We start from the raw sequence: 19,188 nt of genomic DNA on the forward strand, positions 1-19,188 counted from the left end.
TTTCCAGAAACCATCCACTATCTAAATGATTAGCTGCAAAGTTCGCGGCTGGTTTATCATCAAAGTGTCATAATAAACAATCATCTTCACCCTGTTGTCATTGCTGACGTGGAAAGACCGGGTAAATAGCTACCCAGAGGTATGTGTGCAGTTAACGAGTTTTACTGATTATGGTTTGAGAGCATTGATTTATATGGCGTCGTTGCCTGAAGATCAGATGACCAACATTTCGCAGGTCACCGACGTGTACGGTGTATCGCGCAACCACATGGTGAAAATCATTAATCAGTTGAGCCGTGCTGGCCTGGTGACTGCCGTTCGCGGAAAGAACGGGGGAATAAAACTGGGTAAGCCCGCGGAAACCATTCGCATTGGCGATGTGGTGCGCGAGCTGGAACCGCTTTCGCTGGTCAATTGCGCCAGCGACTTTTGTCATATCACGCCCGCATGCCGGCTAAAACAAGTCCTGCACACTGCTGTAGAACATTTTCTTGATGAGCTGAATCAGTACACTGTGGCCGATATGGTCAAAGATAACTCAACGCTCTACAAATTATTGCTTGTTGAATGAAAGACTTTCAACAAACTGCTGATGACAACGGAGGAACCGCTATGTCACAAGATCCATTCCTGGAACGAGAAGCAGAAAAATACGAATCACCTATTCCCAGCCGTGAATTCATTCTGGAACACCTCGCGAAACGTGAAACACCTGCCAGCCGAGAAGAAATCGGTAACGAACTGAACCTGTCCGGTGAAGAAGCACTGGAAGCGCTGCGCCGCCGTCTGCGCGCCATGGAACGCGACGGTCAGTTAGTGTTCACCCGCCGCCAGTGTTATGCGCTGCCGGAGCGTCTGGACTTACTGAAAGGCACGGTTATCGGCCATCGTGATGGCTACGGTTTCCTGCGTCTCGAAGGCGTCAAGAAAGACGATGTGTATCTTTCTGCTGAACAAATGAAAATGTGTATCCACGGTGACGTGGTACTGGCACAGCCGGTCGGTACAGACCGCAAAGGTCGCCGCGAAGCGCGCATTGTGCGTGTGCTGGTGCCGAAAACCAGCCAGATTGTTGGCCGTTACTTCACCGATGCCGGCGCCGGTTTTGTGGTGCCGGACGACAGCCGTCTGAGCTTTGACATCCTGATCCCGTCCGACGCCATTAACGGCGCGCGCATGGGCTATATGGTCGTTGTTGAACTGACCCAGCGTCCGACCCGCCGCACCAAAGCGGTCGGTAAAATCGTTGAAGTGCTCGGCGATAAAATGGGCACCAGCATGGCGGTAGATATCGCCCTGCGTACCCATGAAATCCCGCACGTCTGGCCGCCACAGGTGCTGAAGCAGGTCGAAGACCTGAGCGAGCAGGTGCCGGAAGAAGCGAAAAAAGGCCGTGTCGATTTACGCAGCCTGCCGCTGGTCACAATTGACGGTGAAGACGCCCGCGACTTCGATGACGCCGTGTATTGCGAGAAAAAACGCGGCGGTGGCTGGCGCCTGTGGGTGGCGATTGCCGACGTCAGTTATTACGTCCGTCACGGCACCGCGCTGGATGACGAAGCACGAAGCCGTGCAACGTCAGTTTACTTCCCGTCGCAGGTTGTCCCGATGCTGCCGGAAGTGCTGTCGAATGGTCTGTGTTCCCTGAACCCGCAGGTAGACCGCCTGTGTATGGTCTGTGAGATGACTATCTCTGCGCAGGGCAAGCTGACCAGCTCTAAATTCTACGAAGCGGTGATGAGCTCCCACGCACGTCTGACGTACAACAAAGTCTGGCGCATCATCGAAGGCGATCCGGAACTGCGTGAGCAGTATTCCCCGCTGGTGAAGCATCTGCTCGAACTGCACACCATGTACAAAATGCTGGATCAGGCGCGTGCCGAACGTGGCGGTATCGCGTTCGAAACTGAAGAAGCGAAATTCATCTTCAACGCTGAACGCCGTATCGAACGTGTCGAACCGACGGTGCGTAACGATGCTCACAAACTGATTGAAGAGTGCATGATCCTGGCGAACATCGCGGCGGCACGTTTTGTTGAAAAACATAACGAACCGGCGCTGTTCCGCGTGCATGACCGTCCAAGCGATGATCACATCTCTGCGCTGAAAAGCGTGCTGGGTGAACTGGGTCTGGTGATGGGCGGCGGCATGAAGCCTGAGCCAAAAGATTATGCGCAGATCATGGATGAACTGGCCGATCGTCCTGACCGCGAAATGCTGCAAACGATGTTGCTGCGTTCGATGAAACAGGCGATTTACGATCCGGAAAACCGCGGCCACTTTGGTCTGGCGTTACCGTCGTACGGTCACTTCACTTCGCCAATCCGTCGTTATCCGGATCTGGCGCTGCACCGTGCGATCAAGTATCTGCTGGCGAAAGAGCACGGCACGCTGAAAGATCGCTGGACGCCAACCGGCGGCTGGCACAGTGATTACGAAGACATGTTGCAGCTCGGCGAGCATTGTTCGATGGCAGAACGCCGTGCGGATGAAGCCACCCGTAACGTCGCTGACTGGCTGAAGTGTGACTTCATGCAGGATCACGTGGGCGAAGTCTTTACCGGCATTATCGCCAGTGTTACCGGCTTTGGCTTCTTCGTGCGTCTCAACGATTTGTTCATCGACGGGCTGGTGCATGTGTCCTCGCTCGACAATGATTATTACCGTTACGACAATATCGGCCAGCGTCTGGTCGGTGAGTCCTCCGGTGCGGTGTACCGCCTGGGCGATACGGTAGAAATTCGTGTTGAAGCCGTGCACATGGACGAACGTAAAATCGATTTCGCGCTGGTGTCCAGCACCCGCAAAGCGCGTGGTGAAGGCAAAACCGCACGCGACCGCGCCAAAAAAGGTGGCGAGCGTTCCATGCGTTCAACGGCACCGGCCAACGCGGGTCGCCGTCGTACCGGTAAGAAAAACGTGAACTTCGAGCCGGACAGTGCTTTCCGCAAAGACGACGCGAAACCGGCTAAGCCGAAGAAAGAAAAAGCGGCTGGCGCAGTGGGTAAGGACGGCAAGCCGAAGAAAGCCAAAAAGCCTTCTGATAAAACAGCCAAAATTGCTGCGGCCACCAAAGCCAAACGTGCGAAGAAAAAGTCAGCAGAAAGCTAAGCCAGACGGGCTGGTATTCTACCCAAAAGCATTCAGGTTGCAGGAAGGCGGCAAACGAAGGAATCCCGATGAGCTTACTCAGGTAAGTGATTCGGGTGACTGAACGTAGCCAACGCATCTGCAGCGTGAATGATGAAGGGTATGATAGAATCGCCCGCAATCCCTGTTAAATTGCGGACAGCTTGCTGTCCGCAAGTCTATTTTAAAGAGCATCATGAGCGAAATTATCTACGGTATTCATTCCGTTAAAGCCTTACTCGACAACGATCCGCAACGCTTTCTGGAAGTCTTCATCCTGAAAGGCCGTGACGATAAACGCCTGAAACCGCTGATCGACGAGCTGGAAGCCAGTGGTATCGTGATTCAGGTGGCGAGCCGCCAGTGGCTGGATGATAAATCCGAAGGCGCTGTGCATCAGGGCATTATTGCGCGTGTGCGCGAAGGCCGTCAGTATCAGGAAAATGATCTGCCTGCGCTGCTGGAAAGCCTTGATTGTCCTTTCCTGCTGGTGCTGGATGGCGTAACGGATCCGCATAATCTGGGTGCTTGTCTGCGTACAGCGGATGCCGCCGGTGTTCACGCGGTGATCGTGCCGCGCGACCGTTCTGCGAAACTGAACGCGACAGCGAAAAAAGTCGCCAGTGGCGCCGCTGAAAACGTGCCGTTGATCAACGTGACCAACCTGGCGCGTACCCTGCGCGTGTTGCAGGAACACAATGTCTGGATCGTCGGTACGGCGGGTGAAGCCGATCATGACCTGTTCCAGAGCAAAATGACCGGCCCGATGGCGCTGGTGATGGGCGCAGAAGGCGAAGGTATGCGCCGTCTGACCCGCGAACATTGCGACGAACTGATCAGCATTCCGATGGCGGGCAGCGTGTCTTCCCTGAACGTGTCTGTGGCAACCGGCGTTTGCCTGTTCGAAGCCGTACGCCAGCGTGGTCTGAAGAAAAGCTGATTTCGGCTTTCTCAGCTGCGGATTAAACGGGAGCCTTATGGCTCCCGTTTGCATTTCTGCCTTTGTGATCTGTCCGCCTGTTAATTCCCCGATTTTTACCATACTTACGCCATATCCTTCTGACAGGGAGCAGGCGATGGACTGGGAAACACACCGGGTTTTCAATCAACCCAAGCCACTGAGTAACAGCAATTTATTCCTCTCCGACACACCGCTGCGCGAAGCGGTTTCCCGTCAGCAGGCGGGCTGGGATGCGGACGTGCTGGCGTCACTGGGCCAGCAATTAGGTTCTGCGGAGTCGCTGGAGCTTGGGCGGCTGGCGAATACCAATCCGCCCGATCTGCTGCGTTACGACACCACCGGTGAACGCCTCGATGACGTGCGCTTTCACCCTGCGTGGCATCTGCTGATGCAGGGGCTGATCGCCAACCGGGTGCATAATTTGCCCTGGCAGGAAGATGCACGCATCGGTTCGGCAGTGGCGCGTGCGGCGCGATTTATTCTTCACGGTCAGGTTGAAGCCGGCACGTTATGCCCGGTGACCATGACATTCGGCGCGATCCCGCTGCTGCAAAAGTACCTGCCGCCGGAATTCAGTGACTGGATGAAACCGCTGTTATCCGATCGTTATGATCCGCATCTGCAATCCGGCGACCAGAAGAAAGGCGTGCTGATCGGCATGGGCATGACGGAAAAGCAGGGCGGCTCGGATGTGCTGAGCAACACCACGCGGGCGACAGCGCAGGAAGGGCGCGGCAGCGGAAAACCTTATCATCTGATCGGCCATAAATGGTTTTTTTCCGTGCCGCAAAGTGACGCCCATCTGGTACTGGCACAGGCCGACGGCGGGCTGTCCTGTTTCTTTATGCCACGGGTATTACCCGACGGCACGCGCAATGCAATCCGCATCGAGCGTCTGAAAGACAAACTGGGTAACCGCTCGAACGCCAGCAGTGAAGTGGAGTTTCAGAATGCTACCGGCTGGTTGCTGGGTGAAGAAGGTGAGGGCATCCGGCACATCCTGAAAATGGGCGGCCACACGCGGTTTGACTGCGCGCTGGGCAGCCACGCCATGATGCGCCGGGCGTTGTCCGTGGCGCTGTACCACGCGTTCCAGCGGCAGGTGTTTGGCAAGCCGTTAATCGAACAGCCGATGATGCGCCAGACCCTCAGCCGGATGGCGTTACATCTTGAAGGGCAGACGATGCTGCTGATGCGTCTGGCTGCCGCGTCAGGCGCACAGGATAATCCGGCGGAAAACTTGCTGTGCCGTCTGCTGACGCCTGCCGCCAAGTTTGAAGTGTGCCGTCAGGGAATGCCGTTTGTGGCAGAAGCGATGGAAGTGCTGGGCGGTATGGGCTACTGCGAAGACAGCGAGTTACCGCGCCTGTACCGTGAAATGCCGGTCAACAGCATCTGGGAAGGATCGGGGAACGTGATGTGTCTAGATGTCCTGCGGACGCTGAAAAAGCTGCCTGCCAGTGCGGACATGGTACAGCAGATTTTGCATCAGGCGCGCGGGCAAAACCGGGTATTTGACCGGGCATCGCGCCAGTTCTTACAGCGGCTGCGTTCGCCGGAAGAAGCGCAGGGGCGATGGCTGACAGGTCAGTTGTTCAACCTGCTGACAGCCACACAAATGCTGGAATTTGCCTCGCCGCCGGTGGCGGACGCATGGTGCCGGATGGTGCTCGATCCGCGCGGAGAAACATTGCTGCCGGAACGGCTGTGCCAACTGTTAATCAACCGCGCTATCGGCGCGGAATAATCCAGGGCGGTCAGCGGTACAGCGTCGCCTGAGAGTACCAGCGACCCGGCACGATGGTTTCGCTGTTAAACATAATCACATAGTAACGGGCACCTGCGGCATCGGCTTTACGCTGAATTTCTGCTTCGGCATCCATCGGACTGCCAATGACATCAGCGGTGACGCTGCCGGTTTTGGTCAGGGTGGAGGTCTGTGCGCGGGTAATTTCCTGTGCTTTTTCTGTCGGTGCGGGGGGCGCAACCGGAGTGGTTTGCATCAGATTACTGCAACCGTTCAGTGATGCCAGCAACAGCAACAGCGCGGGGATTTGGAGGGATTTCATCGTGATATCCGGTAAAAGGGCGTTACCCTGAGTGTAGCCCTTTCACCGGTCTGCTGGCGAGTCTGCGCGGCGTTTATTGCCGCGCGAACCGCATTCTATCGTTCGGAAATTTTAAACACGCTGACCAGTTGCGAGAGATGGCGGCCCTGTTCGCTGAGCGCCGCTGCGGTTTGCTGCGAATTCTCCACCAGCGTGGCGTTCTCCTGCGTTGCCTTGCCGATCTGCATGATGGCGATATTCACCTGCGAGATACCGGAAGACTGCTCGTGCGACGCCACATCGATATCGCTCATCAGCACTTTGACCTGACGGATCCCCTGAAGGATGTCGCTCATGTTGGCCTGCGTTTTGGCCGCGCTCTGATGGCCGTCTTCGACTTTACTCAGGGAGTCGGCAACCAGCGTTTCAATCTCTTTCACCGCGTTGGAACTGCGTTGTGCCAGCGCCCGGACTTCCGAGGCGACGACGGCAAAGCCGCGACCGTGTTCACCCGCTCTGGCGGCTTCCACGGCCGCGTTCAGCGCCAGAATATTGGTCTGGAAGGCGATGCCTTCAATCACCGTCGTGATATCGGCGATACGCGTTGAGGCGTGCTTAATGGCCTCCATGCTCTCCACCGACTGATTTACCGCATCCGCGCCGACGGTGGCGGCTTTATCGGTCTGTTGCACCAGCTGAGTGGCCTGCGTGGCGTTGTCCGCCGTGTTCTGCACGGTCGCGGTGATCTGCTCCATGCTGGCCGATGTTTCTTCCAGGCTGCTGGCCTGCGTACCGATTTGCTGATTGATCTGCTCGCTGTCGTGCGCCAGCCCCTGAGTATTCATCATGATTTCAGACGACACCTGCCGTACCTCACCCACGATTTTTTCCAGCCCGTGACCGATGCCGTCAATCGCATGCATCAGTGCGCCGATTTCATCCACACGCTGCGTTTCAGCCCGCGCGCGCAAATCGCCGCTGGCATACTGCTGGGCGATGCTCACCACGTCGCTCAGCGGACGGCTGACCAGTTTGCGCGTCAGCCAGATAAACAGTGCAGCGAAACAGGCCAGCGCCAGCAGGCTCACCATCAGGAAGTGGTTACGCGTGCTGTTGACCTGTTCCATCAGGCTGTCTTTGTCGGTGCTGCCGACCACCACCCAGTGCCATGCCGGTACGCTGGCGTACACCATAAATTGCTGATGCTGGCTGGTGACGTCTGTGTATTCGCGCTGGCCTTTGGGCTGCGACATGACCTGTTGTAACTCACCGTCCGGCCACGCGGGTGTTTTGCCTTCATCGCTGGAATGGACCAGATATTTGCCCAGATCTTTGCCCGGTGCACTGTTCAGCACAAAGAAATAGCCTTGCTCACCAATCCGTTTTGAGAGAATTTTCTGGCGCATGTCGGCGTATTCTTTGGTGATATCCACCCCCACGAAGATAATGCCGATCACGCTGCCCTGTGCATCGCGCACCGGCTGATATTTGGTGATGTATTTCTTGCCGAACAAGGTCGCCAGTCCGTTGAAGGATTGTCCGGCCATAATCTGTGCGTAAGCCGGGCTGGAATTGTCGAGCAGGGTGCCGATGGCGCGGGTGCCGTCCTGTTTTTTCAGGGAGGTGGTCACGCGGATGAAGTCATCACCACGACGGGCGAATATCGTGGAAATCGCTCCGGTGCGGGCCAGAAAATCATCGGGAATTTTGCTGTCGAGATTCAGCGGCGTGCCGCCCGCTTTAATCACCGGCGCAGACTGATCGCCGACACTCACCGGGTTGCTGGTATCAAGTTCAAAATCCGACGGCAGGAAATGGCTGAACAGGCGCGTATAGCTGTCCACTTCCGCATTCAGGCTGGCGTTGTACATTTCTATCATGTCCACCACGCCGGTCACCTGTTCGGAAATGGCGTTCACCGCCAGTTCATTGACCTGCTTTCCGGCGGAGTGCGTCAGTGACAAAGTGAAAATAATAAAGAGTGAGCCGACGAGCAGTGAGGCGATGCTGGCCAGTTTTGCGCCAATGCTCCAGCTGCGAAATGCGCGTTTTGATGCCGTTTTCATGGTTTTTTTCCGTTAGCTTCTGATAGCGCACTAACGGCGAAAAACGGCAAAGGATTAATGATCAAATGTAACCATTTATTTCAATAAAAATTGATCTGAATCAATGCAATAAAAGAGAATATGTGAATTTGAATTAAGGTCAATCTGACCAAAACAGCCTGCCGGACATAACAGGTTATAAATCATACGAAAAAGGTTGTGGTCGCCATTTTTCAGACCCGTAGAATGGCGTGACACACAGAAGCCGATATTTTTGCGAAACGCGCAGGGGAAAATACGATGGTTGAGATGTATGAAGAAGATATTGACGGGATCCAGATCATCCACGCCGTGCCCGCCGGACAGTATCAGCAGCAACTGCCGACGATTTTTTTCTATCATGGTTTTCTGTCTTCAAAAGAGATTTACTCCTATTTCGGTTACACGCTGGCGAAGGCGGGTTTTCGCGTGATCCTGCCTGATGCATTAATGCACGGTGCGCGCGCAGAGAAAGACGAAGCACGATGTCTGGCGAATTTCTGGGGCATTTTGCAAAACAATGTCGATGAACTGGCGCTGCTGAAAGACACCTTTGTCGGACGCGGTCTGGCGGATCCGCAGCGTTTAGGCGTGGGCGGTGTGTCTATGGGCGGCATGACCACCATGGCGGCGCTGGTCAAATTTCCGTGGGTGAAAGTGGCTGCAAACCTGATGGGCTCCGGCTATTTCGCGCGTTTATCGCACCATCTTTTTCCCGCTTACAATGCCGGTGACATCGTATCGCGCGACGTGTTTGAGCGCGAAGTCGCTCCTTTACTCAGTCTGGATATCGGCGGCAAAGCAGCGTTAATCGCCGATGTTCCGTTGTTTATCTGGCATGGCGAAGAAGATGATGTGGTGCCGTTTGCCGAAAGCCAGCGGTTGCGACAGGAACTGGCGGAAAGCGGCGCAGATGCGAATCTGACCTTTATTTCAGAGCCGGGCGCGAAGCATAAAGTCTCGGTGCATGCGCTGGCAGAAGCCACGGCTTTCTTCGCGGCGACGCTGTAGAGAAATTAATCTGCCTTTCTCCTTGAGTTTCCCACAGGCTGTACATATAATTGCGCGTCATTTTTTCGACCGCACACAAACACGTTCCTTGCTTCCATGGGCCGCGGTTGACCCTGACAGGAGGCTGAATAATCCGTAAGGAGCAATTCGATGCGTCATTACGAAATCGTTTTTATGGTTCACCCTGACCAAAGCGAACAGGTTCCGGGCATGATCGAGCGTTACAGTGCAGTAATCACTAACGCTGCTGGTCAGATTCACCGTCTGGAAGACTGGGGCCGCCGTCAACTGGCTTACCCGATCAACAAACTGCACAAAGCTCACTACGTTCTGCTGAACGTTGAAGCTCCGCAGGAAGCGATCGATGAGCTGGAAACTAACTTCCGCTTCAACGACGCCGTTATCCGTAGCATGGTTATGCGTACTAAACACGCGGTAACTGAAGCATCTCCAATGGTTAAAGCTAAAGACGAGCGCCGTGATCGCCGCGAAGATTTTGCTGAAGCTAACGATGATGCTGAAGCTGGGGATTCTGAAGAGTAATTGCCGTGACGGCGAATCGTCTGGTGTTGTCGGGCACTGTGTGCAAGACCCCCATTCGTAAAGTCAGTCCTTCGGGCATTCCACACTGCCAGTTTGTGCTAGAACACAAATCCTCGCAGCAGGAAGCCGGATTTAACCGACAAGCATGGTGCAGAATGCCCGTGGTTGTCAGTGGACAAGCGTCACAAGCATTAACTCACAGTTTAACGGTCGGCACGCAACTCACTGTTACCGGATTCATTAGCTGCCATCAAGGGCGCAATGGACTGAATAAAGTGGTGTTACATGCCGAGCAGATTGATTTGATAGATACTGGAGACTAGCCTAATGGCACGTTATTTCCGTCGTCGCAAGTTCTGCCGTTTCACCGCGGAAGGCGTTGTAGAGATTGATTACAAAGACATCGCTACACTGAAAAACTACATTACCGAAAGCGGTAAAATTGTCCCGAGCCGTATTACCGGTACTCGTGCAAAATACCAGCGCCAGCTCGCTCGTTGCATCAAGCGCGCTCGCTACCTTTCATTGTTGCCATACACTGATCGTCATCAGTAATCGGCCACTGTCTATTAACGACTTTGAGAGGATAAAGTAATGCAAGTTATTCTGCTTGATAAAGTAGCAAACCTGGGCAGCCTGGGTGATCAAGTTAACGTTAAAGCGGGCTACGCTCGTAACTTCCTGGTACCACAGGGCAAAGCTGTTCCTGCTACCAAGAAAAACGTTGAGTTCTTCGAAGCACGTCGTGCAGAACTGGAAGCCAAACTGGCTGACGTCCTGAACGCTGCTGAAGCTCGCGCAACTAAAATCAACGAACTGGGTTCAGTCACCATCGCGTCTAAATCAGGCGACGAAGGTAAACTGTTCGGCTCTATCGGTACTCGCGATATCGCTGATGCAGTCACTGCTGCTGGTGTTGAAGTTGCTAAAAGCGAAGTTCGTTTGCCGAATGGCGTTCTGCGTACCACTGGTGAACACGAAGTTGAGTTCCAGGTACACAGCGACGTATTCGCTAAACTGAACGTAGTTGTGGTTGCTGAAGCGTAATAACGCGGCAGTTAACCTGTGAAACGCCGGCCATGCGCCGGCGTTTTGCTTTTCTGCGTTTGGGAAAGCGGAAAGGTAAGGTATCGCCTGAAAATCGGGATCAGTTACTGCGCTGGAAACTGCCGTCCGGCTGACGGGTAAATGTCACCGTAACATTCTGATCCGTCGTTACTTGCAGGGCCGTGACCACACCCTGCGCATCGCGTTGAATCTTCACTTCCTGCCCGGTCTTCAGAGTACTCAGCGGCTTGTCGTCGCCTTCCACCCGTGCCATCGAGAACACATCATTGACCGCCATATTATTATCGCGGAACAACTGCGCCAGCGTCTGACCCGATTGCACCTGATAACTGCGCCATGTGCCGCTGTTATCCGTAGTGGCTGGCTGAACCGGCTCAGGTTGCGCCATTTGGGTGGTCCGCCCCTGATCGTTACGCAAATCGGCCTGCATCGGGATGCTGGTCGGCTGTTGCGGTTGCGACGGCGCATAGGTGTTTTCCGGCGTGTACGGCCACAGTAACGCCAGCAGGATGACCAGTACCGCCAGGATCATACCGCGACGATGTGCATACGGCAGTGGCGACATCCAGTGGAAATCGTCGCTCATATGCCAGATTTTGCTCAACACCGTTTTGCCTCGTGTTGCAGCAGATGTTCCGGTTTCCGTTTCTGCAGAAGTGATTTCACTTTCGCTTTCACTTTGCGGTGCTGTCGTGTCTCGCATCGGCCTTTTCATAATGGCAATCCAGGATCTCAACATGGGTTGATAAATACGGATGGCTTTCCTTCTCCTGGGCGGGATTCTGCCCATGACGACCTCTCTTGTTAACTGTCGTAATATCGACTGCTTTTGCTGCCTAGTATAGCTGTTTAACTGCTTGATGCGGAAAGGGACAAAGCACAAATATCACCCAAACGATGTGCTGAGTGGCGTCAAATGCGAAAAATTTCCGGAAAAGGGAAAGGAACTGCGCCTGCCGTCATGTTGCCTCACAGAGGATTTTACCCAAAAGGCTTGCGCTGCTATGCTGCGCGTTCGACATTTTTAAGAGCTAAGGAAATTTCATGACTACCCCTTCATTTGACAGCGTAGAAGCGCAGGCAAGTTACGGTATCGGCCTGCAGGTCGGTCAACAGTTGCAGGAATCAGGTTTGCAGGGCTTAGAGCCTGACGCACTGCTGGCAGGCTTACGTGACGCGCTGGAAGGGAATACACCAGCCGTTCCTGTTGATGTGGTTCACCGCGCACTGCGTGAAGTCCACGAACGTGCTGATGCTGTTCGTCGTGAACGTCAGGAAGCACTGGCAGTTCAGGGTCAGGAATTCCTGGCGGCAAATGCACAGCGCGAAGGCGTGAGCAGCACCGAGTCCGGTCTGCAATTCTCTGTTATCACTCAGGGCGAAGGCACCATCCCGGGCCGTCAGGATCGCGTACGCGTTCATTACACCGGTAAACTGATCGACGGCACTGTGTTCGACAGCTCCGTACAACGTGGTGAGCCGGCTGAATTCCCGGTGAACGGCGTGATTGCAGGCTGGATCGAAGCACTGACCCTGATGCCAGTCGGTTCTAAGTGGGAGCTGTACATCCCTCATAACCTCGCTTACGGCGAGCGTGGCGCGGGTGCTTCCATCCCACCATACAGCGCACTGGTCTTCGAAGTTGAGCTGCTGGAAATTCTGTAATTCCTGACGGATTGCAGAAACAAGAAAGGGCGCATATGCGCCCTTTTTTTACGTCTGCAGAAAGGCTTACTTTTGTAAATCGACCTGATAAATCTCAAAGCCGATGGCATCTGCGCCTTTGGCCGTCAGCGGGTATTGCGCGTGTGACTGGATAAAGGCCGCAGCTTTTTCACCGGGAGAGGTTTCAAAACGGATATCCAGCGGTTGCGGTGCGGTGATCTTCGCCAGCTTCCAGTTGTTATCCGCCGTCGGGGTGACTGCGCCCGCTTTTTTGGTTTCGGCGCTGATATACGCCGCAACCACCGAGCGGTTTTCATCCGGCGAGGCGAAAGCGATATGCTTATCACCGGTACCGGCGAATTTACCGCCGTAAGCGCGATAGTTGTTCGTCGCGACCAGGAAAGTGGCTTTCAGGTCGATCGGTTTTCCGTTGTAAGTGAGGTGCTTAATGCGTTCCGCATCTTTGTTAATCAGCGCACATTCGCCATCAAATTTCGCCGGCTGGCTGACATCAATCTCATATTTAACGCCATCGATGACGTCAAAATTATAGGTGCGGAAACCGTCCCAGTTAATCAGTGACTGCGGTTTGCTGCTGTGAATGTCGATCTGATTGAACTGTCCGGCGGAGCATTCCAGCCAGTCTTTGACTTCCTGACCGGTGACTTTCATCACCACCAGCGTGTTCGGATACAGATACAAATCCGCCGCGTTACGGAAAGTCAGTTCGCCTTTTTCCACTTCCACGAAGCTGGCCGGATCGTTTTTACGCCCGCCGACTTTAAACGGTGCGGCAGCAGAAAGTACCGGCAGATCGGCTAAATCCGGGTCACCCTGAATGAAATGTTCGGTATAGGCTTTCTGGGCATTATTGACGATTTGCACTGTCGGGTCGTCCTGCACCAGCGCCAGATAACTGTACATATTGTCGGTGGATTTACCGATCGGCTTGCTGACAAATTCGCGTGTGGCGTCATGGGAAGGGGCGAGCACTTTCACCAGATCCTGATCTTCCGCCGCCAGCGATTTCTTCTGTTCTTTGTCATAAATTGGCCGCGCTTCGGCTTTGGCTGTTTCGACTTTCCAGTTGCCGCCGTCGTTATTGAGCACCATATCGACCACGCCCAGATGATCGCCCCACATGCCCGGCATCACGGCAGGAACGCCATTCAGCGTGCCTTGTTTGATGTCCGCGCCTTTGATGCTGGCGAATTCTTCACTCGGGAAAACGGCGTGCGCATGGCCGAACATAATGGCGTCGATGCCTTTTACCTGGCTCAGGTAATAGACCGAGTTTTCTGCCATGGTTTTGTACGGATCGCCTGACAGGCCGGAGTGCGGGATCGCGACAATGATGTCGGCACCTTGTTTACGCATTTCCGGGATCCACTTTTTGGCGGTTTCGGTGATATCCGCCACGGTGACTTTGCCTTGCAGATTGGCCTTGTCCCAGACCATGATTTGCGGTGGCACAAAACCGATATAGCCGATGCGCAGATTATGGGTTTTGCCTTCGCGGTCTTTCACTGCGTTGTCGGTGATGAGGAACGGCGTGAACAGCGGTTTCCCGGTTTTATCATCAATCACGTTGGCGTTCACGTAAGGGAATTTCGCCCCGGCCAGTGCTTTTTTCAGGTAATCCAGGCCGTAGTTAAATTCGTGATTGCCCAGGTTACCGACCGCGTAATTGAGCGTGTTCATCGCCAGATACACCGGATGGACGTCGCCCTGTTTCAGGCCTTTTGCCGCCATGTAATCGCCCAGCGGACTGCCCTGAATAATGTCGCCGTTATCGACTAACACTGAGTTGGTGACTTCGTTACGCGCCGCGTGGATCAGGCTGGCGGTGCGCACCAGACCAAATTTATCGGTCGGCTTATCTTTGTAGTAATCGAAGTCCATCATGTTGCTGTGCAGATCCGTGGTTTCCATGATGCGCAGATCCACCTGTGACGCCTGAACGGATGCTGCCGTCAGGATCGCCAGCAGGGATAACGTCAGATGACGCTTATTCATTGCCTTGCCTCCAGAGAAAGGGATGATGCCCGGAAAAGAAAAACCGGATATATATCTCAAAATTTGCTGAGAATGTAATCAGTTGTCATAGATAAATGTGAGATGTAACAACTTTATGACCTGTTCACATTACGTGATGGCTATTCGCGGCAAAAAAAACTAGGCTTGAGAAATGAGAATCAAAGCGTTGAGGTAAAAGATGTTAGAGCAAATTTGTCAGTTAGCGCGCGATGCGGGTGATGCGATCATGGCGGTATACGACGGTGAACAGCCGCTCGACGCGCGCCACAAAAAAGATGACTCACCGGTCACGGCGGCAGATATTGCGGCACACAATGTGATTAAAGCCGGTCTGAAACAACTGGATCCGCACACGCCGATGCTGTCAGAAGAAGATCCGCAAAGCTGGAGCGAGCGTCAGAACTGGACGCGCTACTGGCTGGTTGATCCGCTGGATGGCACCAAAGAATTCCTCAAGCGTAACGGCGAATTCACGGTGAATATTGCGCTGATTGAAGACGGGGTTCCGGTGCTGGGCGTGGTATACGTGCCGGTGACGCAGGTGATGTACAGCGCAGCAGAAGGCAAGGCCTGGAAAGAAGAGCAGGGTGAGCGGCAGCAGATTGAAGTGAAAGAAGCGCATCCGCCGCTGGTGGTGGTCAGCCGTTCACATTTCAGCAATGATCCTGAATTGCAGGATTATCTGGCGCAACTGGGCGAGCATCAGACGGTGGCGATCGGTTCTTCGCTGAAATTCTGTCTGGTGGCAGAAGGTGCAGCGCAGCTTTATCCGCGCTTCGGGCCAACCAACATCTGGGATACCGGTGCCGGACATGCGGTCGCGCTGGCGGCCGGTGCGCAAGTGCACGACTGGAAAGGTCAGACGCTGACCTATACGCCGCGCGAATCGTTTCTGAATCCGGGCTTCAGGGTGTCGTTATTCTGACGCCAAACCCCGGCTCACCACCGGGGTTTCACTTTTCTACCCTTTGACCAGTTGATCCACCAGCGTAATGACCTGCTGAACTTCCTGCGGCGTCAGTTCCCCGTCTTTGGCGAATTTAATCACCCCGTTTTTATCCAGCACGACCACCGCCGAGCTTTCCGGTTGCAGCTCCCACGCTTTTTTCACCACGCCGTTGCTGTCGACAATCACCTGTGACCACGGGAATTCCCGTTTGCCGCTTTCGATGCTTTTACGCACAAACATCCCGGTGCCGATAATGGCATCGTCAGTATTAACGATGGTGGTGGTCTGATAACGATCATGCGGCAGGTTTGCCGCCCTGATGGCGGTGATCAGCGGTTCGTTCAACGCCTTTGCGCTGCTTCTGCCTGCCATATGCTGCACGATACGCACTTTTCCCGGCAGTTTCGCGCTGTTCCATTTGCTGTAACTGAAGGTATCGTTAACATCATTCAGCTCGCCTTTGTCATCCACGCCGACCGGGGCCAGACGCTGGCCGACGGTAAAATTGTGGGCTGAGGCAAATAGCGAAAATGTCATAAAAGTGATCACAAACAGACTTCTTAAAAGCATAGATTCTCCGGGGCGCTAAAGAACAGTCACGGCAATCATAGGACGGCGTAAGTGGTCTGTCCTGTTGGAATGTTAAAATTGTGTTGCTGGTTACAAAATTGCCACATAAAGCAGGGTTATACTGTGTTTCAATGTCAGGGTCTAAGACAATACTGAAAAGCAATGTAAAAGCAGTTAAATCCACTGGCAATACCTGAGTGCCCTGCTATGTTATAGGTCTCTTCACTGCAAACACTTTTCTGTCCCGGTATCTGTCGCCTTGCGACGTGGCCGTTACATGCAGTGATTTAACGGAGAACAATAGAAAAATGAGAATCTTCCAGCGTTACAACCCGATGAAAGTCGCAAAGTACGTTAAGACACTGTTTCGTGGACGTTTGTATATCAAAGACGTCGGCGCTTTTGAGTTTGACCAAGGCAAGATCCTGTTGCCAAAGGTTCGTGATAAGCGCCACTTTAGCGTAATGTCTGAAGTTAACCGTCAGGTTACGCATTTGCAGGCGGAAATGGGCTAAGTCCCCGCGTGTTGTCGCTGCACTTTTGCAGCGTGCGCAAAAAAAAACGGCTCCCTGAAAGGAGCCGTTCGTGTTTCAGGCGTCCGGATGCCGGATGCCTGAAAAAAGCGTCTTATGCCTGCGCTTTCTTCTCGTCTTTAAGTTCCTGCGGTGTTTTTGGCAGCAGCGGCGCCACCGGCTGATCGACAATGCGTGTGACCAGCAGCTGATCAATCTTATAGCTGTCGATATCCACCACTTCGAATTTATAGCCGGAGAATTTAACGAAATCGGTGCGTTTCGGGATTTTACGCAGCATGAACATCATGAAGCCGCCGATGGTTTCATAGTTGCCGGACTGCGGGAATTCTTCGATATGCAGCACGCGCATCACGTCTTCGATTGGTGTACCGCCTTCAATCAGCCAGGAATGCTCGTCACGGGCAACAATCTGTTCTTCCATACCCTGACCGACCAGGTCGCCCATCAGCGTCGTCATCACGTCATTGAGCGTGATAATACCGACCACCAGCGCATATTCATTGAGGATAACGGCAAAGTCTTCGCCCGCCGCCTTGAAGCTTTCCAGCGCTTCCGAGAGCGTCAGGGTATCCGGCACAATCAGCGCATTGCGGATTTGTACGCCGCTGCTCAGCATTAAGCTCTGATTACCCAGCACGCGGTTCAGTAAATCTTTGGAATCGACGTAACCGACCACCTGATCGATATGACCGTCACAGACCAGGAATTTGGAGTGCGGATGCGTGGCGATTTTCTCTTTGATGCTTTCTTCACTTTCGCGCAGGTCAAAGAAAATCACGCTTTCACGCGAGGTCATGGAAGAAGGAACCGTACGGGATTCCAGCTCAAACACGTTTTCAATCAGCTCATGTTCCTGCTTACGCAAAACACCCGCCAGTGCGCCGGCTTCAAACACGGCATAAATATCGTCGGAGGTAATGTCGTCATTACGTACCATCGGCAGTTTGAACATGCGGAAAATCATGTTCGCCATGCCGTTGAAAAACCACACCATCGGGCGGCAAATCATCAGACAGAAACGCATCGGGTTGACTATACGGACGGCAACCGACTCAGGTGAAATCATACCGATGCGCTTCGGTGTCAGGTCAGCAAACAGGATGAACAGGCTGGTGACCAGCACGAAGGAACAGATAAAGCTGACTTGATCCGCCAGTTCAGGGGACATAAAGCGGATGAAGAATGACTGGAAAGCCGGGGAGAATGCAGCATCGCCCACGATACCCCCGAGGATAGCCACGGCATTCAGGCCAATCTGTACCACGGTAAAGAACAGGCCAGGGGTTTCCTGTAATTTCATTACGCGGGAGGCATTGACGTTTCCTTCGTCTGCCAACTGTTTAAGTTTTATCTTGCGGGAAGCGGCCAGCGATATCTCAGACAGCGAGAAAAAGGCACTGATCGCGATTAATAAGAGAATCAGTAAAATACTGTTTAACATAATCTATCCGTTTAACACCGGGCTAAACCGGCAGGGAAAGGCACTCATTATTTTTGCTGCTTAAAAGAACTTCTTTTTAAGAAAGACATTAAAAAGCGGTTCAGAAGAAAAAAGCGTTAAGGATGAAAAAACAAAGATAATTGCCATAAATCGTTTTAAAGGGCCACATTTGTGACCCGCATAGTATAGCAGCAGCACTGAGACTGCCGCCAGCGCTTAAAAATCCCGCATTATTGCGGCGGCAGACAGACGCCAATGCCGCCTAATCCGCAGTAGCCTTCCGGGTTTTTAAACAGATATTGCTGATGTTCGTCTTCAGCATAATAGAAAGGCAGGGCTTCGGTGATTTCGGTGGTGATGGTGCGCGAATCGTTCGCCTCGTCCATCGCCTGCTGGAAACTCGCCAGACTGGCCAGCGCCTGATCCTGCTGTTCTGCGCTCAGCACATACAGCGCGGAACGGTATTGCGTGCCGATATCGCCGCCCTGACGCATTCCCTGTGCCGGATCGTGGTTTTCCCAGAAAATCTGCAACAGTTTGGCGTAACTGATGACCGCCGGGTCAAAGACCACACGCACCACTTCGGCATGGCCGGTCTGGCCGGTACACACTTCGCGGTAAGTCGGGTTCGGTGTGAAACCGCCGCTGTAACCGGCTGCTGTGCTGTACACCCCTTCCTGCTGCCAGAACAGGCGCTCGACGCCCCAGAAGCAGCCCATCGCAAAAATCGCGACATCCATATTGTCAGGGACATATGTCATTGAGTGTTCATTCACTGCATGAAGGGTCGCCACCGGCATAGGGGTTGTACGGCCAGGTAACGCATCTGCCTGATTTACAGACTGCGTTTTATCGGAAAGTTGCACCACGGGAAACTCCAGCTGTTGCTTTAATAAACAAGGTTTGTAACAAAAGGTCTTTACGAATAACCGTCATCAACAGGTCAGTGTTAGTTGTATCTGATTGCGTCTTTGCACACAATACGAAGGACGTTGCTTCGTCGTTGAACATTTTCAGGGGATTAGCACTAAACTGCTTTCATCAGACTTTATAAAGATGAATCTGCCAAAGACGAGCAGATATTCTCCGGCGAGCATCGGATATTTTAACAGGACAGTAAAATTTAGCAGGAGTGCGTGTGCCACG

At 53.5% G+C, this 19,188-nt stretch carries 19 protein-coding genes; 12 read left to right on the forward strand and 7 right to left on the reverse strand.

The features are described from left to right. Positions 1-145: 145 nt before the first annotated feature. The 4 genes from nsrR to EYY67_RS22485 all read left to right on the forward strand — a co-directional run bounded on the left by nsrR (position 146) and on the right by EYY67_RS22485 (position 5,837). Entirely contained in the window at positions 146-571 is a 426-nt protein-coding gene (gene nsrR, locus EYY67_RS22470; RefSeq protein WP_095923695.1) for a nitric oxide-sensing transcriptional repressor NsrR, read from the forward strand. Positions 572-612: 41 nt separating this feature from the next. Then, complete coding sequence (rnr, locus tag EYY67_RS22475) at positions 613-3,111, forward strand: ribonuclease R (protein ID WP_095923694.1); 2,499 nt, start codon at positions 613-615, stop codon at positions 3,109-3,111. Positions 3,112-3,325: 214 nt separating this feature from the next. Next, a complete protein-coding gene (gene rlmB, locus EYY67_RS22480; protein WP_095923693.1) occupies positions 3,326-4,069 on the forward strand; it encodes a 23S rRNA (guanosine(2251)-2'-O)-methyltransferase RlmB in 744 nt (247 codons plus the stop codon). A 136-nt stretch (positions 4,070-4,205) separates the two neighbouring features. Next, the gene (locus EYY67_RS22485; RefSeq protein ID WP_131694431.1) at positions 4,206-5,837 is read left to right on the forward strand and encodes an isovaleryl-CoA dehydrogenase; all 1,632 of its coding nucleotides are present in this window, start codon (positions 4,206-4,208) and stop codon (positions 5,835-5,837) included. A gap of 10 nt (positions 5,838-5,847) precedes the next feature. Here the strand turns inward: EYY67_RS22485 and bsmA are convergent, their stop codons facing one another. Continuing rightward, positions 5,848-6,159 (reverse strand): biofilm peroxide resistance protein BsmA, encoded by a 312-nt coding sequence (bsmA, locus tag EYY67_RS22490; protein WP_131694432.1) that lies wholly within the window; start codon positions 6,157-6,159, stop codon positions 5,848-5,850. Between the two features lie 95 nt (positions 6,160-6,254). Beyond that, on the reverse strand, positions 6,255-8,204 hold the full coding sequence (locus tag EYY67_RS22495; protein ID WP_095923690.1) for a methyl-accepting chemotaxis protein: 1,950 nt from the start codon (positions 8,202-8,204) through the stop codon (positions 6,255-6,257). Positions 8,205-8,483: 279 nt separating this feature from the next. Between EYY67_RS22495 and yjfP the strand changes: the two genes are divergently transcribed. The 5 genes from yjfP (at position 8,484) to rplI (ending at position 10,823) form a co-directional block, all read left to right on the forward strand. Beyond that, positions 8,484-9,233, forward strand: coding sequence for an esterase (gene yjfP / locus EYY67_RS22500; RefSeq protein WP_131694433.1), 750 nt, complete (start codon positions 8,484-8,486; stop codon positions 9,231-9,233). 150 nt (positions 9,234-9,383) lie between these two features. Then, on the forward strand, positions 9,384-9,776 hold the full coding sequence (rpsF, locus tag EYY67_RS22505) for a 30S ribosomal protein S6 (protein WP_013573776.1): 393 nt from the start codon (positions 9,384-9,386) through the stop codon (positions 9,774-9,776). A 5-nt stretch (positions 9,777-9,781) separates the two neighbouring features. Continuing rightward, the gene (gene priB / locus EYY67_RS22510; RefSeq protein WP_095923688.1) at positions 9,782-10,099 is read left to right on the forward strand and encodes a primosomal replication protein N; all 318 of its coding nucleotides are present in this window, start codon (positions 9,782-9,784) and stop codon (positions 10,097-10,099) included. 4 nt (positions 10,100-10,103) lie between these two features. Continuing rightward, positions 10,104-10,331, forward strand: coding sequence for a 30S ribosomal protein S18 (rpsR, locus tag EYY67_RS22515; protein WP_002210155.1), 228 nt, complete (start codon positions 10,104-10,106; stop codon positions 10,329-10,331). A 39-nt stretch (positions 10,332-10,370) separates the two neighbouring features. Continuing rightward, positions 10,371-10,823 carry a 50S ribosomal protein L9 gene (gene rplI / locus EYY67_RS22520; protein WP_013573778.1) on the forward strand — a complete coding sequence of 151 codons (453 nt, stop codon included), beginning with the start codon at positions 10,371-10,373 and terminating at the stop codon, positions 10,821-10,823. Between the two features lie 100 nt (positions 10,824-10,923). On the opposite strand, the gene EYY67_RS22525 is transcribed toward rplI, so the two are convergent. Continuing rightward, a complete protein-coding gene (locus tag EYY67_RS22525) occupies positions 10,924-11,634 on the reverse strand; it encodes a LysM-like peptidoglycan-binding domain-containing protein (RefSeq protein WP_131694434.1) in 711 nt (236 codons plus the stop codon). A 254-nt stretch (positions 11,635-11,888) separates the two neighbouring features. On the opposite strand from EYY67_RS22525, the gene bamJ reads away from it, so the two are divergent. After that, positions 11,889-12,509 (forward strand): BamJ family beta-barrel-assembly machinery protein, encoded by a 621-nt coding sequence (bamJ, locus tag EYY67_RS22530; protein WP_095923686.1) that lies wholly within the window; start codon positions 11,889-11,891, stop codon positions 12,507-12,509. A gap of 66 nt (positions 12,510-12,575) precedes the next feature. On the opposite strand, the gene EYY67_RS22535 is transcribed toward bamJ, so the two are convergent. After that, positions 12,576-14,525, reverse strand: coding sequence for a bifunctional 2',3'-cyclic-nucleotide 2'-phosphodiesterase/3'-nucleotidase (locus EYY67_RS22535; protein ID WP_119823415.1), 1,950 nt, complete (start codon positions 14,523-14,525; stop codon positions 12,576-12,578). Between the two features lie 199 nt (positions 14,526-14,724). On the opposite strand from EYY67_RS22535, the gene cysQ reads away from it, so the two are divergent. Continuing rightward, the gene (cysQ, locus tag EYY67_RS22540; protein WP_095923684.1) at positions 14,725-15,471 is read left to right on the forward strand and encodes a 3'(2'),5'-bisphosphate nucleotidase CysQ; all 747 of its coding nucleotides are present in this window, start codon (positions 14,725-14,727) and stop codon (positions 15,469-15,471) included. A gap of 36 nt (positions 15,472-15,507) precedes the next feature. On the opposite strand, the gene EYY67_RS22545 is transcribed toward cysQ, so the two are convergent. Next, entirely contained in the window at positions 15,508-16,065 is a 558-nt protein-coding gene (locus EYY67_RS22545; RefSeq protein WP_095923683.1) for a YtfJ family protein, read from the reverse strand. A gap of 308 nt (positions 16,066-16,373) precedes the next feature. Here EYY67_RS22545 and EYY67_RS22550 point away from each other — a divergent pair, with 308 nt between their 5' ends. Beyond that, a complete protein-coding gene (locus EYY67_RS22550) occupies positions 16,374-16,580 on the forward strand; it encodes a DUF1107 domain-containing protein (RefSeq protein WP_013573785.1) in 207 nt (68 codons plus the stop codon). 112 nt (positions 16,581-16,692) lie between these two features. On the opposite strand, the gene paeA is transcribed toward EYY67_RS22550, so the two are convergent. Together paeA and msrA are read right to left on the reverse strand one after the other, a co-directional pair. Beyond that, complete coding sequence (gene paeA / locus EYY67_RS22555; protein WP_095923682.1) at positions 16,693-18,042, reverse strand: polyamine export protein PaeA; 1,350 nt, start codon at positions 18,040-18,042, stop codon at positions 16,693-16,695. A 230-nt stretch (positions 18,043-18,272) separates the two neighbouring features. Further along, positions 18,273-18,911: a peptide-methionine (S)-S-oxide reductase MsrA gene (gene msrA / locus EYY67_RS22560; protein WP_165497996.1), complete on the reverse strand. Its 639-nt coding sequence runs from the start codon at positions 18,909-18,911 to the stop codon at positions 18,273-18,275. Between the last annotated feature and the right edge of the window lie 277 nt (positions 18,912-19,188).

Origin of the sequence: Rahnella victoriana, from assembly GCF_004330295.1 — a bacterium.
In the GTDB taxonomy this organism is placed as follows: domain Bacteria; phylum Pseudomonadota; class Gammaproteobacteria; order Enterobacterales; family Enterobacteriaceae; genus Rahnella; species Rahnella victoriana.

Bases quoted from the DNA above. Each gene is read 5' to 3' on its own strand.
- EYY67_RS22525 (WP_131694434.1), bottom strand. From the start codon at position 11,634: ATGGGCAGAATCCCGCCCAGGAGAAGGAAAGCCATCCGTATTTATCAA.
- rnr (WP_095923694.1), top strand. From the start codon at position 613: ATGTCACAAGATCCATTCCTGGAACGAGAAGCAGAAAAATACGAATCA.
- bsmA (WP_131694432.1), bottom strand. From the start codon at position 6,159: ATGAAATCCCTCCAAATCCCCGCGCTGTTGCTGTTGCTGGCATCACTG.
- rpsF (WP_013573776.1), top strand. From the start codon at position 9,384: ATGCGTCATTACGAAATCGTTTTTATGGTTCACCCTGACCAAAGCGAA.
- paeA (WP_095923682.1), bottom strand. From the start codon at position 18,042: ATGTTAAACAGTATTTTACTGATTCTCTTATTAATCGCGATCAGTGCC.
- rlmB (WP_095923693.1), top strand. From the start codon at position 3,326: ATGAGCGAAATTATCTACGGTATTCATTCCGTTAAAGCCTTACTCGAC.
- EYY67_RS22535 (WP_119823415.1), bottom strand. From the start codon at position 14,525: ATGAATAAGCGTCATCTGACGTTATCCCTGCTGGCGATCCTGACGGCA.
- EYY67_RS22550 (WP_013573785.1), top strand. From the start codon at position 16,374: ATGAGAATCTTCCAGCGTTACAACCCGATGAAAGTCGCAAAGTACGTT.
- EYY67_RS22495 (WP_095923690.1), bottom strand. From the start codon at position 8,204: ATGAAAACGGCATCAAAACGCGCATTTCGCAGCTGGAGCATTGGCGCA.
- yjfP (WP_131694433.1), top strand. From the start codon at position 8,484: ATGGTTGAGATGTATGAAGAAGATATTGACGGGATCCAGATCATCCAC.
- rpsR (WP_002210155.1), top strand. From the start codon at position 10,104: ATGGCACGTTATTTCCGTCGTCGCAAGTTCTGCCGTTTCACCGCGGAA.
- EYY67_RS22545 (WP_095923683.1), bottom strand. From the start codon at position 16,065: ATGCTTTTAAGAAGTCTGTTTGTGATCACTTTTATGACATTTTCGCTA.
- bamJ (WP_095923686.1), top strand. From the start codon at position 11,889: ATGACTACCCCTTCATTTGACAGCGTAGAAGCGCAGGCAAGTTACGGT.
- cysQ (WP_095923684.1), top strand. From the start codon at position 14,725: ATGTTAGAGCAAATTTGTCAGTTAGCGCGCGATGCGGGTGATGCGATC.
- EYY67_RS22485 (WP_131694431.1), top strand. From the start codon at position 4,206: ATGGACTGGGAAACACACCGGGTTTTCAATCAACCCAAGCCACTGAGT.
- rplI (WP_013573778.1), top strand. From the start codon at position 10,371: ATGCAAGTTATTCTGCTTGATAAAGTAGCAAACCTGGGCAGCCTGGGT.